13 protein-coding genes and 1 pseudogene are annotated in these 15,580 nt (G+C 66.0%); 8 read left to right on the forward strand and 6 right to left on the reverse strand.

Annotated features, from left to right (window positions below):
• Window positions 1–100: 100 nt before the first annotated feature.
• The 6 genes from KDC96_RS15250 to KDC96_RS15275 all read left to right on the forward strand — a co-directional run bounded on the left by KDC96_RS15250 (window position 101) and on the right by KDC96_RS15275 (window position 6,078).
• Window positions 101–1,177: a CaiB/BaiF CoA-transferase family protein gene (locus KDC96_RS15250; RefSeq protein ID WP_212449275.1), complete on the forward strand. Its 1,077-nt coding sequence runs from the start codon at window positions 101–103 to the stop codon at window positions 1,175–1,177.
• The gene (locus KDC96_RS15255) at window positions 1,177–1,629 is read left to right on the forward strand and encodes a MaoC family dehydratase (RefSeq protein WP_212449276.1); all 453 of its coding nucleotides are present in this window, start codon (window positions 1,177–1,179) and stop codon (window positions 1,627–1,629) included. Before KDC96_RS15250 ends, KDC96_RS15255 begins: the two co-directional genes overlap by 1 nt.
• 40 nt (window positions 1,630–1,669) lie before the next feature.
• Window positions 1,670–2,302, forward strand: a complete 633-nt coding sequence (locus KDC96_RS15260) for an exopolysaccharide biosynthesis protein (RefSeq protein ID WP_212452763.1) — start codon at window positions 1,670–1,672, stop codon at window positions 2,300–2,302.
• A 71-nt stretch (window positions 2,303–2,373) separates the two neighbouring features.
• Window positions 2,374–4,287 carry a DUF3604 domain-containing protein gene (locus tag KDC96_RS15265; protein WP_212449279.1) on the forward strand — a complete coding sequence of 638 codons (1,914 nt, stop codon included), beginning with the start codon at window positions 2,374–2,376 and terminating at the stop codon, window positions 4,285–4,287.
• Between the two features lie 10 nt (window positions 4,288–4,297).
• Entirely contained in the window at window positions 4,298–5,089 is a 792-nt protein-coding gene (locus tag KDC96_RS15270) for a peptidyl-prolyl cis-trans isomerase (protein WP_212449281.1), read from the forward strand.
• Window positions 5,086–6,078 carry a HupE/UreJ family protein gene (locus KDC96_RS15275; RefSeq protein ID WP_212449283.1) on the forward strand — a complete coding sequence of 331 codons (993 nt, stop codon included), beginning with the start codon at window positions 5,086–5,088 and terminating at the stop codon, window positions 6,076–6,078. Before KDC96_RS15270 ends, KDC96_RS15275 begins: the two co-directional genes overlap by 4 nt.
• A 13-nt stretch (window positions 6,079–6,091) precedes the next feature.
• On the opposite strand, the gene KDC96_RS15280 is transcribed toward KDC96_RS15275, so the two are convergent.
• Genes KDC96_RS15280 through KDC96_RS15295 form a run of 4 tightly spaced genes read right to left on the reverse strand, consistent with a single transcriptional unit; the run spans window position 6,092 to window position 10,430 of the window.
• Window positions 6,092–7,519 carry an efflux transporter outer membrane subunit gene (locus tag KDC96_RS15280; RefSeq protein WP_212449285.1) on the reverse strand — a complete coding sequence of 476 codons (1,428 nt, stop codon included), beginning with the start codon at window positions 7,517–7,519 and terminating at the stop codon, window positions 6,092–6,094.
• Between the two features lie 4 nt (window positions 7,520–7,523).
• Entirely contained in the window at window positions 7,524–8,513 is a 990-nt protein-coding gene (locus tag KDC96_RS15285; protein ID WP_212449287.1) for an efflux RND transporter periplasmic adaptor subunit, read from the reverse strand.
• Window positions 8,514–8,547: 34 nt separating this feature from the next.
• Window positions 8,548–9,279 carry an ABC transporter ATP-binding protein gene (locus tag KDC96_RS15290; RefSeq protein ID WP_212449290.1) on the reverse strand — a complete coding sequence of 244 codons (732 nt, stop codon included), beginning with the start codon at window positions 9,277–9,279 and terminating at the stop codon, window positions 8,548–8,550.
• A 14-nt stretch (window positions 9,280–9,293) separates the two neighbouring features.
• Window positions 9,294–10,430 carry an ABC transporter permease gene (locus tag KDC96_RS15295; RefSeq protein WP_212449292.1) on the reverse strand — a complete coding sequence of 379 codons (1,137 nt, stop codon included), beginning with the start codon at window positions 10,428–10,430 and terminating at the stop codon, window positions 9,294–9,296.
• A gap of 158 nt (window positions 10,431–10,588) precedes the next feature.
• Here KDC96_RS15295 and KDC96_RS15300 point away from each other — a divergent pair.
• Window positions 10,589–11,163 (forward strand): annotated as a pseudogene (locus KDC96_RS15300) (TetR/AcrR family transcriptional regulator).
• Between the two features lie 112 nt (window positions 11,164–11,275).
• The gene (gene ftsH, locus KDC96_RS15305; protein ID WP_249171822.1) at window positions 11,276–13,246 is read left to right on the forward strand and encodes an ATP-dependent zinc metalloprotease FtsH; all 1,971 of its coding nucleotides are present in this window, start codon (window positions 11,276–11,278) and stop codon (window positions 13,244–13,246) included.
• Between the two features lie 545 nt (window positions 13,247–13,791).
• On the opposite strand, the gene KDC96_RS16510 is transcribed toward ftsH, so the two are convergent.
• Both KDC96_RS16510 and rpoZ read right to left on the reverse strand, forming a co-directional pair.
• Complete coding sequence (locus KDC96_RS16510; protein ID WP_249171823.1) at window positions 13,792–15,072, reverse strand: DUF3667 domain-containing protein; 1,281 nt, start codon at window positions 15,070–15,072, stop codon at window positions 13,792–13,794.
• 145 nt (window positions 15,073–15,217) lie between these two features.
• Window positions 15,218–15,562 (reverse strand): DNA-directed RNA polymerase subunit omega, encoded by a 345-nt coding sequence (gene rpoZ / locus KDC96_RS15315; protein WP_212449294.1) that lies wholly within the window; start codon window positions 15,560–15,562, stop codon window positions 15,218–15,220.
• Window positions 15,563–15,580: the final 18 nt, after the last annotated feature.

The following is a 15,580-nucleotide window of genomic DNA, read 5'->3' on the forward strand; positions in this document are numbered from 1 at the left end:
GGTGCAACGCACAACGCCTGCCAATTGCACAGGCCCGGTTCTCAGGTCTTGCCAGCCTGCACCTCGCGCGCCACAGGAAAGGACAAAGGGAGAGAGCCACATGAGCCAACCGAGCGGGCCGCTGGCCGGCCTCAAGGTGATCGAATTTGCCGGGATCGGGCCGGGCCCGCATGTCGCGATGCTGCTTGCGGATCTGGGCGCCGAGGTGGTGCGGATCGAGCGGCCGGGCAGCGCGGTCAGCAACCAGGTGGTCGAGCGCGCGCGGCACCGCGCCGAGGTCGATATCAAGAGCGACGAGGGCAAGGCGTTCTGCCTCGACGCGGCGCGCAAGGCCGATGTGCTGATCGAGGGTTTCCGCCCCGGCGTGATGGAGCGGCTGGGGCTGGGGCCGGACGAACTGCTCGCCGCCAATCCGCGCCTCGTCTACGCCCGGATGACCGGCTGGGGGCAGGACGGGCCGCTCGCCCACGCCGCCGGGCACGACATCAATTACATCGCGGTGACCGGCGCGCTCTCGGCGGTCGGCAAGGCCGGCGAACCCGCAGTGCCGCCGCAAAACCTCGTCGGCGATTTCGGCGGCGGGTCGATGTATTGCGCGTTCGGCATCATGGCCGCGCTCTACGAACGCGAGCGCTCGGGCAAGGGACAGGTGGTCGATGCCGCGATCGTCGATGGCGCGACCAGCCTGATGAGTTTCTTCTTCGGCGTCCGAACGCGCCCGTTCCTCACCACCGAGCGCGGCAAGGGGATGCTGGGCGGCGCGGCGCATTTCTATCGCTGCTTCACTTGCGCGGACGGCAAGGAAGTGTCGGTCGGGGCGATCGAGCCGCAATTCTACGCCGAGCTGCTCGCCAAGGCGGGCGCGCCTGCGGAGCTCGCCGAGGGGCAGATGAACCCGGCCAACTGGGATGATTACGCCGACACACTGGCAGCCCTGTTCAAGACCAAGACGCAAGCGGAGTGGACCGAGCTGCTCGAAGGGTCCGACGCCTGCTTCGCGCCGGTGCTGACCCTCGACGAGGCGCGCGACCATTCGCACATGAAAGCGCGCGGCGCGTTCGTCGAGCATGACGGCGAGTGGCACACTGCGCCTGCGCCGCGTTTCAGCCGGACGCCCGGCTCGGTGCGGTCGAGCGATGACGATGGCGCGGCGGTGGTCGCGGGATGGAGCAACTGATGGCGGGCAGGTTCTTCGACGAATGGCAGGTGGGCGACCGGATCGAACACGAGATCCGCCGCACCGTGACCGAGACCGACAACCTCCTGTTCTCGACCATGACGCACAACCCGCAGCCGCTGCATCTCGATGTCGAGGCGGCCAAGGCCAGCGGTTTCGGTCAGATTCTGGTCAATTCGACTTTCACGTTCAGCCTGCTGGTCGGCCTGTCGGTCGGCGACACGACGCTGGGCACGCTGGTTGCCAATCTCGGCTTCGACAAGGTGGTGACGCCCAAGCCGGTATTCATCGGCGACACGCTGCGGGCGCAAAGCGAGGTCAAGGAACTGCGCGCAAGCAAATCGCGGCCCGAGGCCGGGATCGTCACCTTCACCCACGAACTTCTCAACCAGCGCGACGAGGTGGTGTGCCGCTGCGAACGCTCGGCGCTGCTCCAGCGCAAATCGCAATGACGGAGAAGCGAGCTTTCTCCCGCCGAGCTGGCCTGGCGTGATGGACCGGGACAAGTCGAGCGATCCCCATTCGGTCGGCGAAGTCGTCGAAAGCCTTGCCGAGCTGGCCGAGGAAGATTCCAAGGTAACGATCGGCGACGTGCTCGACAGGTTCGGAGACCACAGCTTCGCGCCGGTCATGCTGGTTTTCGCTCTCGTCGAGCTGACCCCGGCCGGCGGAATCCCCGGAGTTCCCACTTTCCTTGCCAGCTGCATCGCGCTGGTCGCGGTGCAGCTGCTGTTCGGGCGGGATCACCTCTGGGTGCCCGGGTGGATCGCGCGGCGCGGGGCGCCCAGTGTCAAGCTCAGGAAGGCGGCGCACACGCTTGAAAACGTCGCGCGCCAGGTCGACAGGGTCGCGCAGAGTCGGCTCGAATCCTTCGCCTCCGGGATCGGGCTGCGGATCGCGGCCGCCCTCATCATCGCATTGTGCCTCACCATCCCGCCGTTCGAGGTGGTGCCGTTCGCCAGCACCGGGCCGATGCTTGCCATCGACATCATCTGCCTCGCCATCATGGTCCGCGACGGTCTGGCGATGCTGGTGGTCTGGACCCTTGCGACTGTAGCGCTCGCCGCGCTCGGCTATTTCATCCTTTTTTCCGATGCGATGAGCGGGGCGTCGTTACCCTTCTAGGACGCGTCTTGACGAACGCGCGCGTCGCGGCGCACAGTCACCGGCGGAGAGAGTAACGAGGGGAGAGGCGCATGACGCGCGTATGGAGCAGGCTCGCGCTGGCGGGCGCGGCGGCGCTGATGGTTGCAGGTTGCGAATCGGCGCCGGTCGACGATGCCAAGAGCGGAGACGGCGAAGGCACGATCGAACTCGCCGAATTTCCCGACCGGCCCTATTGGGGCGACACGCATCTCCACACCGACAATTCGGTCGACGCATTCGGCTTCGGCGTGCGGCTCGGCCCGGAAGAGGCGCTGCGGTTCGCGCGCGGCGAGGAAGTGACCGCGACCACCGGGGCGCAGGCGAAGCTCGCCCGCCCGCTCGATTTCCTCGTCATCGCCGACCATTCGGACGGACTCGGCGCGACCCGGCGGCTGTATGACGCGCCGCGCCTCCGCGTGGTTGCGCAGGGGGACGATACGCTGCTGCGCTGGTACGACATGATGCACGAAAGCCCCGAGCAATCGCAGCTCGCGATCGCCGAGCTTATAACCGCCGCTGCGAATGACGAATTGCCAGCGGCGCTCGCCGACCCCGAGCGGCAGAAAGAGGCGACGACCGAGATCTGGGGCGCGCAGCTCGACCTGCTCGATCGCTACAACGAGCCGGGCACCTTTACGGCGTTCGCCGGGTTCGAATGGACGTTGATGCCGGATGGCAACAATCTCCATCGCGTGGTGATGTTCCGCGACGGCAGCGCCCGCACCCGGCAGGTGCTGCCATTCCCCGGATTGAGCACCACCGCCGAACAGCTGTGGGACTACATGGTCGCTTACGAGGAGAGCACCGGCGGAAAGGTGCTGGCGATCCCGCACAATTCGAACCTGTCGAACGGGCTGATGTTCGAGCTGACCATGCCCGACGGCTCGCCGATGACCGCCGAATACGCGGCCAAGCGCGCGGCGGCCGAGCCGGTGGTCGAGGTCACCCAGATCAAGGGCGACAGCGAGACCCACCCGTTCCTTTCGCCCAATGACGAGATGGCAGGGTTCGGCGTGAAGGGGTGGGAGCTGGGTAACCTGCCGCTGACCGCGAAGACCGATGATTCGATGCTGGCCGGCAACTATATCCGCGAAGCACTGAAGCGCGGGCTCAGCCTCGAGCAGCAGCTCGGCGTCAATCCCTACGCCTTTGGAATGATCGGATCGACCGACAGCCACACCGCGCTCGCGACCGGGGATGAGGATAATTTCTGGGGCAAGCACACCGGCAACGAACAGGCCAACACCGAGCGCGCGAACCAGGCGCAGAATCTCGGCACGCGCGAGGGCCGGTTCGGCTGGCACTATCTCGCAGGCGGCTATGCGGCGGCATGGGCGCGCGGCAACACGCGCGCGGAAATCTTCGACGCGTTCCAGCGCCGCGAAGTCTACGCCACCACCGGCCCGCGCATGAGCGTGCGGGTGTTCGGCGGGTTCGATTTCGAGGAAGCCGACTGGGACAATGACTGGGTGCGCAAGGGCTACACCAGCGGCGTGCCGATGGGCGGCGAGCTGACCGACAGCGGCGAAGCCCCGCGTTTCATGATCAGCGCGCTCAAGGACCCGGACGGCGCCAATCTCGACCGGGTGCAGGTCGTGAAGGGCTGGATCGACGCGTCGGGCGAATTGCAGGAGCAGGTCTATGATGTTGCATGGAGCGATCCCGAAGAGCGTTTGATGACGGGCGACGGTTTGTTCCCGGTTGGCGATACGGTGAACCGCGAGGATGCGACCTACACGAACGACATAGGCGCGGCGGAACTGCGCACGGTGTGGACCGATCCGGACTATGAGGAAGGCCAGCGGGCATTCTATTACGTGCGCGTGATCGAGATCCCGACCCCGCGCTGGACGCTGTTCGACGCGGCCCGGTTCGGCATCACGCTGTCAGAAGACGCGATGGCCAACGCGGTGGCGCAGGAGCGCGCCTATACCTCGCCGATCTGGCTCAAGCCCCGCGCCTGAGGCTTCCCGCATGACGCTGCCGGGCTGGACCCGCGAGCCGCTGGTCCATTTCCTTGTCGGCGGAGCGCTGCTGTTCGTGCTGTTCGCATGGACCGGCGGCAACGCGGTCGATCCGTCGAGCCGGCTGATCGCGGTCGATCGCGCGCAGCAGGCACAGCTGGCGCTGCAATTCGAACGCACCATGAGCCGCCCGCCGACCGATGCCGAGATCGACGCGGCAATCGCGCAATTCGTCCGCGACGAAGTGCTGTATCGCGAAGCGCTGCGGCTCGGGCTCGATCGGGGCGACGCTGTGGTGCGGCGGCGGCTGGTGGCCAAGATGGACATGACCGCCAGCGCGGCGGCGGAAACCGCCGTGCCCGAAGAGCCGACCTTGCGGGCGTATTTCAAGGAAAACCGGGCGCGCTATTCCGGGGCAACATCGGTGAGCTTCGACCAGCTCTATTTCAAGTCAGAAGCAGCCGCCCGCCGGGCACTCGCGACCGGCGTGGTGGCGGGCGATCCGATCAGCCTGCCGGCGCGGATGGAAGCCGCGGCCCCGGGCGAGATCGAAGCCCGCTTCGGCGAAACCTTCACCCGCGCACTCGCCGGGATCGCAGCGAATGGGGAATGGGCGGGGCCGATCCGCTCCGGCTTCGGCTGGCATATCGCCCGGGTCTCGGCGCGCGAAGGCGTCGAACCCGACTTCGAAACGCTCGCCCCGCGCATCGCCAACGACTGGCGCAGCGCCCAGATCGCGGAACGCAAGAGGCGCGCCTACCAGGTGCTGCGCGAGGGCTACCGGGTCGAGATCGACCGGTGATCCGCTGGCTGGTTGTCCTGCTTGCCGCGCTGATTGCGCCGCCGCTTGCCGCCGACGAATTGCGCCCGGCGGTGGTCGAACTGAGCGAGCGTGCGCCGGGGGAGTGGACGCTCGAATGGAAACTGCCGATTGCGGCGATGCCGGGCGGCGCGGCGGCAGGGCTGGCGCGGCCGGTGATCCCCGCCAATTGCACCATGGCGGGCGAGCCGGTGCAGCGCGCCGCACCGCTCGAACTGCTCGGCAGCGCGCGCCTGGCCTGCGACGGCGCAATCACCGGGCAGGGCTTCGGCCTCACCGAACTGCTCGGCAATTCGGACGCGATCGCCCGGATGGTCCCGCTCGAGGGCGCGGTGCAGACCTTTCGCCTCACCGCCGACGCGCCGACCGCCACCATCGCCGCCGCGCCTGATCGCTGGCAGGTCGCGCGCGATTACTTCGTGATCGGAACCGAGCACATCCTGTGGGGGTGGGATCACCTGCTGTTCGTGATCGCGCTGGTGCTGCTGGTGCGGCGCGGCTGGCCGGTGGTGAAGGCCGCAACTGCCTTCACGCTGGCGCATTCGATCACGCTGGTGGGGACGACGCTGGGCTACACCGGCCTATCGAGCCGCCCGGTCGAGGCGCTGATCGCACTGTCGATCGTGTTTCTCGCGGTCGAGCTCGCGCACAGGCTGCGCGATCCCGAGCGGGTGACATGGACCCGGCGCTGGCCGTGGCTGGTCGCTTTCGCATTCGGGCTGGTGCACGGCTTCGGGTTTGCCGGGGCGCTCGCCGAAATCGGACTGCCGCAAGGGGAGGTCGCGGCCGCGCTGGTGGCTTTCAATGTCGGCGTCGAAGCCGGACAATTGCTGGTGATCGCCGGCGTGCTGGCGGTGATGAGCGTGATCGGACGCGTTGCGGCCCCGTTCGAAACACCGGCTGTCCGGGCCGCCACCTACGTGATCGGGTTGACCGGCAGTTTCTGGTTGTTCGAGCGGGTGCTCCTGTAGATTCTCCCCTTCCTCAAGGGGGAGGAGACTTGCCGCCATCCGCTACACCTTCACGCTCACCGCCCAGCGCCTGCCACAGCAGGATCCGCGCCCGGGTGGCCCGGCCCAGCGCCGCCGCTGCGCGCTCTCCGCTGGCATCGGCGGCGCGCCGCGCCTCGAGCACGGTGAGGAAATCCGCCAGTCCCGCGCGATAGCGGGTGTTGGCAAGCGACGCGGCGCGTGCCAGCTCGTCGCGTTCCTGCACCGCCAGCTGCGCTTCGGCATCGCTGGCCGCGATCAGGCCATAGGCGGTTTCGGCATCGCCCAGCGCCTGGAACACCGCGCCGCGATAGGCGGCGAAGGCGGCTTTCTTGTTGGCGGCGGCGCCATTGATCTCGGCTTCGATCCGCCCGAAATCGAGCAGCGGACCGGCCACCCCGGCGGCGAGCGTGCCGACCAGCGAGTCCTCGTCGAACAGGTCACCCGGATTGAAAGCCAGCAAACCCAGCACCCCCGACAGGGTGAGGCGCGGGAAGCGCGCGCGAGCCGTTGCAGCGAGATCCTGATCTGTGGCGGCGAGATCGGCAGCGGCGGCCAGCACGTCCGGTCGGTTGGCGAGCAATTCGGACGGCAGCGACGCCGGAGCGGGTGCCGGTTCAAGCGTTGGCGCACCCTGCGCCAGCGCCGCGTTGACGCTCTGTCCGTCCATCCCGGTCAGCGTCACGAGCCGCCCGATGATCCGCGCGCGCTCGCTCTGCAATGCGGCGAGACGCGAGCGCGAGGCGCTGGCCTGCGATTCGGCGCGGACGCGGTCGAAGCCGGGGGAGAGACCCGCATCCTCGCGCGACTTCGCCAGCCTGGCGAGTTGCTGCGCGGCCTCGACATCCTGCTGGAGCGCGTCGGTGCGCGCGGCGAGGGTGCGCCAGTCTGTCACGTTGCCTGCGATCTCGGATACCAGCGCGATCCGCACTGCATTGGCCGAAGCGTCGGCGGCGTCGATCCGGGCGAGCGCGGCGCGTTCCTGCGAGCGCAGCCGTCCGAACAGGTCGGCATCCCAGCTGGCGACGAGGTTGGCGCCGTAGGAGATCTGTTCGGTGTCGATGAAGCCGCCCGCGCCGTCGCCGAACTGGTTGGGATTGATGCGGTTGCCGGTGACGTTTGCGTCGGCATCGAGGCGCGGCAGGCGTTCGGCCCCGGCGCGGCGGGCACCGGCGCGCGCGGCCTCGACCCGCGCCAGCGCCTCGGCAAGGCTCGGCGCGTTTTCGAGTGCGCGATCCGCCAGAGTGCTGAAGGCCGGGTCGCCGCTCGGCAACAAGGCGGCCAGCGAGGCGCTGGTCCGGCTGTCGGGGGCGTAGAGAAAATTGTTCGGCAGTTCCGGCACCGGCGTTGCCACTTCGGGCGGCGGTCCGGCGACGCAGGCACCGAGGGCCAGTGCGAGGGCAAGCGGGAGCAGGGGGCGCATCGTGCTACTCCCCTTCGCTCGTTGCCGATTTCGCCGGGATGAAGGCGTCGACCTGCTGCCCGACCTTGAACACATCGGTTTCGGGCAGGGCGTAGATCACCTGCAGCACCCGGACATCGACCCGCTCGGCGGCGCTGTTGGTCAGCTGGCGCTTGGGCACGACCAGCGGCTCGGCGCGCACGAAGCTGGCCTTGACCTGCATTTCGGCGGCGCCGCGCGGGGAAACGATGGCCGGTTCGCCCAGCTTCACCCGCACCGCTTCGTTCTCGTCGATATCGACGCGGACGTGCAGCGGGTTGGTCTCACCCATCTGGATAAAGGCTTCGGCATTGCCGCCGCCTTGGGTGGCGACGAATTCGCCGGGGCGGATGTTGACCGCGAGGATCTCACCCGCGATCGGCGCGCGGACCACGAGACGTTCGATCTCGGTCCGCGCGCGCCCTGAAGCGGCCTGTGCCGAGGCGAGCCGCGCCTGCGCGACTGTGAGCCGGCTCGATGCGGCATTCGCCTCGCCCTCGGCACGGATGACTTCGGAACGGCTGACCGCGGCCGGATCGTCGATCTCGCGGTAGAGCGCGAGCTGCTGCATCGCGGTGGCGCGCGCGGTGCGGGCCTCGGTGATCGACGCGCGCGCTTCGGCGATGGCGGCATTGGCTTCGGCGAGCCGGGCGCGGGCGTCGCGCGCATCGACCAGGAACAGCGGCTGGCCTTTCTCGACCCGGTCGCCGGGCTGGACCCTGACGTCGGTGACGAGGCCCGACAGCGCCGCGCCGATATCGATCACCTCGCTCGCCGGTTCGACCAGACCGACGCCCGCCACACGCGGCGAACTGGCGAGCGCGCCCGTCGGCTTGGGCGGCTGCTGCTCGGGCTCGGCAGTCGAGCGGTCGGGCAGGCCGCCGAAGATCATGTAGACGGCGAAGGCCAGCCCGATCACCGCCAGCACGGGCAGGATCTGGCGGGAGAAGCTGATGTTTTTCGGGAGGAGGGCCATGTCAGGTGTCCATCGGGAGAGGTGCGGTTGGTGCCTAGTGATCGTCCGGCATTTCGGTGCCGTCGTGGGTCACGCGGCCGTCCTCGAGCACGAGGATACGGTCGGCGAGATCGAAGATGCGGTTGTCGTGGGTGACGATGATGCAGGCGCGGTCGGGCGCGACCGCGACGTCGCGCAGCAGGTCCATCACCCGGCGGCCCGACTTGGCGTCGAGCGCGGCGGTGGGCTCGTCGCAGACGACGAGGCGCGGTTCGTGCACCAGCGCGCGGGCGATCGCGACGCGCTGCTGCTGCCCGCCCGAAAGCTGGTTGGGCAGCTTGTCGGCCTGATCGCCGATATTGAGCTTTTCGAGCAGTTCCTTCGCCTTGGCGCGCGCTGTGTCGACCGGCATGCCCTTGGCGATCAGCGGCACGGCGGCGTTCGCGGCGGCGTCGATCGAAGGGATCAGATTGTACTGCTGGAAGATGAAGCCGATATTCTCGAGCCGGAAATTGACCAGCTCGCTGTCCGACAGGCTGTAAATGTCGGTGCCGAACACCCGCACGTGGCCCTCGGTCGGCCACAGAATGCCGCACATGATCGAGATCAGCGTGGTCTTGCCCGATCCGGATTCGCCGACGACATAGGTCATCTCGCCCGACTTGATGTCGGTGTCGATACCGTGGAGGACGCGGATCGTCGTCTGACCGGCTTCGAAATCGCGCACGATATTGCGCGCGCAGATCGCCGCTTCCGGATCGCAGCCGCCGATTTCGCTCGTGTCCATGGTCCTCGTCTCGCTCACCGGAACACCGCCGCCGGTTCGGTGCTCAGCACCTTGCGCAGCGCGATCCAGCCGGTGATCGCGAGGATGATGATTACCGCGACCATGCTGATCAGCGGGATCTGCCATGGGACGTAGAAGCCCTTGAAGAACGGATTGTTGCCGAAGCCGAAGATGAAGGCGACGGTGCCGATCACGCCGAGCGCATAGCCGACGATCCCGACCAGCCCGGCCTGCGCGGCGACCATCCCGACGATCTTGGAATTGGTCACCCCGATCGCTTTCAATGCGCCGAACTGCTTGATGTTGTCGCGAATGAACAGGCTGAAGGTCAGCCCGACGATCGCGACGCCGACCACGAAGCCGAGCACCACGGTGATCCCGAAATTGGTCGGGATGCCGGTGTTCTCGATGATGAAGTTCACTCCCGCCTCGGCGAATTCCTCGCGCGTTTCGGCCTTGAGCCCGGTCTGCTCCTCGATCCGGTTGGCGACTTCCTGCGCATTCTCGCCTTCGCTAACCCCGGCGAGCACGAAGGTCAGCCGGTTGCGGGTGCCGGGCACGTAGTTCAGCGCCTGGCTGTACTTGGTATAAAGCACGACCTGGCTGGTGAAGCTCGGGATCGCGTCGGCGATGCCGCGGATAACGGCGCGCTGATCGTTGAGCTCGAGCCGCTGCCCGATCGGCTCGTCGCCATTGTCGAACAGGTTGATCGCGCCGCCATCGTCGATCAGCACCGAATCGGGCTGCGACAGCAGCTCTTTCGACCCTTCGACCATGCGTTCGGGCAGGCCGATCAGCGTCGCATCGTCGACGCCGACGATGGTCACTCCTTCGAGATCGCCGGTCCGGGTCCGCACCGAGGCGTTGGCGCGCAGGTGCGGCACCGCCCATTCGACGCCGGGCACCGAGCGCACTTCGTCGAGCGCGGTCGAAGGCATGGCGAAGAACACATCCGTGGTGCGGCTGACCGGGTCCATCACCCAGATTTCCGCCTCGGGCGCGTTGTAAACCCCGCTCGCGCCGCGTTCGATCAGGTTGACGAAGATCGTCAGCTGCTGGGTGATGAGCAGCGTCGAAAACGCGATGCCGAACAGCAGTCCGTAGAATTTCTGACTGTCACCGGTCAGCATTCGGATGGCGATCCAGAGCACTTCGGGAACCTTTGCCGGAGGGTGGGGGTTGCTTTGGCGGAGCGGCGGAGCGATATTGAACGGTATCGTTTAATTGAACGGAGCCGTTCACTTTGTCAACCCGCCGCGATGTTGCAACCGAAAAAAAGCTGGGCCGCCCTTCCGATATGGCCAAGCGCATGGCGATCGTTCGATCCGCCGCGCGCAGCTTCTTCGATGTCGGGTTCGCCGCCAGTTCGATCGAATCGATCGCTGCGGACGCGGGCGTTTCCAAGGTCACGATCTACAATCACTTCGGCGACAAGCGCGGGTTGTTCGCCGCCGCGGTCGAGCACGAATGCGAGAAGATGCGCGGCTATTTCTCGCTCGACGCGATGCCCGCCGGGTCGATCCGCGAACGGCTGACGGTGATCGGAGAGGCGATGTATGCGTTTCTCTCGCGGCCCGAAATGATCCAGTTCGAACGCCGGATCGCCGCCGAAACCGAGCACGAACCGGCAATCGGGCAGGCATTCCTGAAGGCCGGCCCATGGCGAATGAAGCAGGCGTTCAGCGCGTTTCTCGCCCACGCCGCCGCCCAGGGGATCTGCGGGTCGAGGATCCGGGCCTGGCCGCAGAGCAATTCGTTTCGATGTGCAAGGGGATGGGCGATCTGGAACGCCGGTTCGGCGCGCAGGTGCCGAAAAAGGACAGCGCACGGCGCATTGCCGGCGCGGTCGACGTTTTCCTCGCCGCCTATGGCGCGCCCGATTGATCGGATTTGCAGGCCACACTGAACGAAAATTGGCACCAGACCCGCCAACCCGCGTTATCTTGCCATTCACCCCCGCCGACCTACATTGGCGGGTGAGAAAGGAACTTTCCGCATGAGCGACCACGACGATCCGCAGCAGCAGCCCCCCGAGGGCCAGAACCCGTGGGTCAAGCAATTGATGATCTGGGGCGGCATCTTTCTGGCGCTGCTGCTGGTGGTGTCGATGTTCGGCAATGCCGGGCAGTCGCAAGGCACGCAGATCCAGTATTCCGAGTTCCGCGAACAGGTCGCCGCCGGCGAGGTCAAGGACGTGCAGCTGGGCGAAGACCTGATCACCGGCACGCTCAAGAACGGCAAGACCTTCTCCACCATCCCGGTTCCGACCGATTCCGAAATCACCAAGCTGCTGCAGGAAAACGATGTCGAGTTTTCGGGCAAGCAGCGCGAGGAACCCAACGTTCTCCTCTACATCCTGATCCAGTCGCTGCCGTTCATCCTGATCCTGGGGATCGCGTTCTTCGCGCTCAGGCAGGTGCAGAAAGGCGGCGGGGGCGGCGCAATGGGCTTTGGCAAGTCCAAGGCCAAGATGCTGACCGAACGCCAGGGCCGCGTCACGTTCGAGGACGTGGCGGGGATCGACGAAGCGCGCGAGGAGCTGGAAGAAATCGTCGAGTTCCTGAAGGACCCGCAACGCTTCTCCAAGCTCGGCGGCCAGATTCCCAAGGGCGCGCTGCTGGTCGGCTCGCCCGGTACCGGCAAGACGCTGCTCGCCCGCGCCATCGCGGGCGAAGCGGGCGTGCCGTTCTTCACCATCTCCGGCTCGGACTTCGTCGAGATGTTCGTCGGCGTCGGCGCATCGCGCGTCCGCGACATGTTCGAACAGGCCAAGAAGAACGCGCCGTGCATCGTCTTCATCGACGAGATCGACGCGGTCGGCCGTTCGCGCGGCCACGGTCTGGGCAATTCGAACGACGAGCGCGAGCAGACGCTGAACCAGCTGCTGGTCGAGATGGACGGCTTTGAGGCCAACGAAGGCATCATCATCATCGCCGCGACCAACCGTCCCGACGTGCTCGACCCCGCATTGCTGCGCCCGGGCCGGTTCGACCGCCAGGTGGTAGTGCCGATCCCCGATATCGACGGGCGCGAGAAGATCCTCGGCGTGCACATGAAAAAGGTCCCGCTCGCCCCCGACGTCAACCCGCGCACGATCGCGCGCGGCACGCCGGGCTTCTCGGGCGCGGACCTTGCCAACCTCGTCAATGAGGCGGCGCTGCTCGCCGCGCGTCGCAACAAGCGGCTCGTCGCGATGCAGGAATTCGAGGATGCCAAGGACAAGGTCATGATGGGTGCCGAGCGCCGCAGCATGGTGATGACCGATGACGAGAAGAAGATGACCGCCTATCACGAGGCCGGTCACGCGCTCGTCAGCATCAACGAGCCGGCTTCGGACCCGATCCACAAGGCGACGATCATCCCGCGCGGCCGTGCGCTGGGCATGGTGATGCGTCTGCCCGAACGCGACAATTACTCGTATCACCGCGACAAGATGCACGCGAACCTCGCGGTGGCGATGGGCGGCCGCGTCGCCGAGGAGATCATCTTCGGGCACGACAAGGTCTCGTCCGGGGCATCGGGCGACATCCAGTACGCCACCGATCTCGCGCGCAACATGGTCACCAAATGGGGCATGAGCGACAAGCTCGGCCCGCTGCAATACGAGGCCAGCCAGGAAGGCTATCTCGGCATGGGCCAGACCGCGCGGACGATGGCGGGTGCGGAAACCAACAAGCTGATCGATGCCGAGATCAAGGAGCTGGTCGAAACCGGGCTCAAGCGCGCGACCGAAGTGCTGACCAAGCAGGAGGACAAGCTCCACCTGCTCGCGCAGGCGCTGCTCGAATACGAGACGCTGACCGGCGACGAGATCACCCAGCTGCTCGACACCGGCAAGATCGACCGGCCCGACGAACCCAGGGGACCAGCCATCGTGCAGCCCGCGCACGGCTCCGCCATTCCCAAGGCGGGCAAGCGGTTCGGCGGTGCCAGCAAGGGCGGCGATGCTGCCCCCGAGGGTGCCTGACGAGGGCTTCAATCAATCTGGGAGCGGGAGCATCCCCATAGCGTCCAAGCTGCATCGCGCCGGCGATATCAGCAGAAGTACGACCAAGAACCCTGGGATTAGGACTTTCGGAGGCAAAATGGGGCCTTGCAAATCGCCAAAATGCGCGCCGAATGATCTGGTGTCCTTGGTTCCGTCGTTGTTTCTGATGCAATGCTTAGCCGCCAAGAACATGCTCCCGTAGAAATAGAAGCCGCTGATGATGATTGGTATCCTCAGGATCGTCCCCAAGAACGAGTAGCCACCGATCCGGTAAATCGAGATGATGCTGGAAAAGCCGATTGCACAAGCAAGCGATACCGCCCACCAGATCACCGCGTTTCGGATGGCTTTCTTTCCCTGTTCATCCATTAATCTTGGAACCCGTGCCTGATCGTCGCTTGTAGGCACGGGCCGATTAATTTTCCTCTGAGCAAGTGTCGGGCATCATAAGTCCCGACCTTCCTGACAGGCCACGTCGACCGATCGTGGTGCCAGAGGATCGCGGCACCTTCTCTCGTTCGCCTTCAGAACGCGCCGAGCAGCAGCAGCGTCGGCACGAACAGGATCAGGATGATGAGGATGCACACCATCAGGAAGACGAAGCGCCAGATCGTCGAGAAGCGCGAGAGACCGTAGGTGTATTTGAGATGCTTGTAGACGTGCAGCGGCGCGACGATCGCGAAGATCGTGAAGGCCGATCCTGCGCCGAGCGGGCTTACCCCGACGAGCGATATCGCGATGAACAGCAGTGACATGAAGCTCAGCGAATAGGTCACGAATATCGCGTGATCGTAAGCCTTGAACCGCCGCTTCCATGCGAATGTCAGCCACACGAACGGGATCGAAAGCGGGATCAGCAGCCAGCCGAATTTGTAGCCATTCGCCTGCATTTTGTAGAGCATCAGGCTCGGATTGCTCTGCCACTTGCCGACAAAGGAATCGATAGGTGCGATTCCAGTCGGCTGGAAAGTCAGTGTGCCATGGCTTGAGTCGATGAATGGCACCGCAGCTTGCGCCTGATCTTCGAACCGCCTGAGGTCCGACAGGCCCTTTTCAGCCGCTGCGATTTCTGCGGCGAGATCGGCACGCTCCGAAGATCCTTCCGGCATTGTTGCGAGCCGCTCCTTCGCCTCGGCAATCCGGCTCTCGCCTTCCGTTTCGAAGGTATCCAGAAAGTCGGACTCGCCCGAAGCCAGGAGCCGGGTGAGGTTCCGTCCGCGCCCCTTCAGCAGTTCGAAATCGCGCTCGAGGGCGGTGCGTTCAGCTTCGAGCGCGAGCCGCCGGGCGTCATCGAGGTCGGACTGCGTCAGCTCCTCGTCGATCCGGGCGATCTTGTCGATGACCTGTTGGGTCTCTTTCTCGACCATGTCGGTCACCAGCGCGCGCGCATTGCCCTCCAGATCTGTCGGGGTGCTGATCCCGACGATCTGGAACACCGCGAACATCGCGAACACGCTGAACAGGAACATCGCCATCGGGCTGACGAACTTGGCCCGTTCGCCCTCGACATAGCGGCGGGTGAGCTGGCCCGGCCTGAAGACCAGCAGCGGCAGGGTTTCCCAGAACTTGCCGTCGAGATGCAGCACGCCGTGGATCAAATCGTGCAGGATCGCCGAGATCGTGCGGTGGACATGGCGTTTCTGCCCGCATTCGCCGCAATAGCTCGCCGTGACCGTGGCGCCGCAATTCAGGCAGGTCTGCGGCTCGCCAGTCTCGGCCGAGCCCTCGCCGTGCCGCGGTTCGACCGCGCGACCGGCCAGCGCGCCTTCGATCGCCCCGCCTATGCCTTCGCTCACGTCGCTCATTCGCCCAGTCCCGCCCGCTGCTGCGTTGGACTATAAGAGCAAGTCCGTCGGATGCGAAAGGCCCCCGATCGGGGCACGAAAAAGGCCGCCAAAGCGGCGGCCTCTTTGCGTGTGTCAGAGCCACGATCGGGCTGTCGCCCGCCGATCAGCCGTCGTAATCGGCACCGATCGAAGTCGAGCGGGTCGGAGCGCTCGCGGTGATCCGCAGCGCTTCGGCCGACTGGCTGAGCGAACCGATCTCATCGGCATCGTCCTCGTCATCGGGCAGGATCTTCTGCAGACCGGTGACCAGCGATTCCTTCAGTTCCTTGGGCCGGATCGTCTGTTCGGCGATCTCGCGCAGGGCGACGACCGGGTTCTTGTCGCGATCGCGGTCGATCGTCAGTTCGGCGCCGCCGGAGATTTCGCGCGCGCGCTGGGCGGCGAGCAATACGAGGTCGAACCGGTTGGGAACCTTGTCGACGCAATCTTCAACGGTAACGCGTGCCATCGTGGGCCTCTTGCATGT

Source organism: Erythrobacter sp. JK5 (assembly GCF_018205975.1).
GTDB lineage: Bacteria > Pseudomonadota > Alphaproteobacteria > Sphingomonadales > Sphingomonadaceae > Erythrobacter.

Coding starts and splice junctions, on each gene's coding strand:
- KDC96_RS15250 (WP_212449275.1), top strand. CDS start 101: ATGAGCCAACCGAGCGGGCCGCTGGCCGGCCTCAAGGTGATCGAATTT.
- KDC96_RS15255 (WP_212449276.1), top strand. CDS start 1,177: ATGGCGGGCAGGTTCTTCGACGAATGGCAGGTGGGCGACCGGATCGAA.
- KDC96_RS15260 (WP_212452763.1), top strand. CDS start 1,670: ATGGACCGGGACAAGTCGAGCGATCCCCATTCGGTCGGCGAAGTCGTC.
- KDC96_RS15265 (WP_212449279.1), top strand. CDS start 2,374: ATGACGCGCGTATGGAGCAGGCTCGCGCTGGCGGGCGCGGCGGCGCTG.
- KDC96_RS15270 (WP_212449281.1), top strand. CDS start 4,298: ATGACGCTGCCGGGCTGGACCCGCGAGCCGCTGGTCCATTTCCTTGTC.
- KDC96_RS15280 (WP_212449285.1), bottom strand. CDS start 7,519: ATGCGCCCCCTGCTCCCGCTTGCCCTCGCACTGGCCCTCGGTGCCTGC.
- KDC96_RS15285 (WP_212449287.1), bottom strand. CDS start 8,513: ATGGCCCTCCTCCCGAAAAACATCAGCTTCTCCCGCCAGATCCTGCCC.
- KDC96_RS15290 (WP_212449290.1), bottom strand. CDS start 9,279: ATGGACACGAGCGAAATCGGCGGCTGCGATCCGGAAGCGGCGATCTGC.
- ftsH (WP_249171822.1), top strand. CDS start 11,276: ATGAGCGACCACGACGATCCGCAGCAGCAGCCCCCCGAGGGCCAGAAC.
- KDC96_RS16510 (WP_249171823.1), bottom strand. CDS start 15,072: ATGAGCGACGTGAGCGAAGGCATAGGCGGGGCGATCGAAGGCGCGCTG.
- rpoZ (WP_212449294.1), bottom strand. CDS start 15,562: ATGGCACGCGTTACCGTTGAAGATTGCGTCGACAAGGTTCCCAACCGG.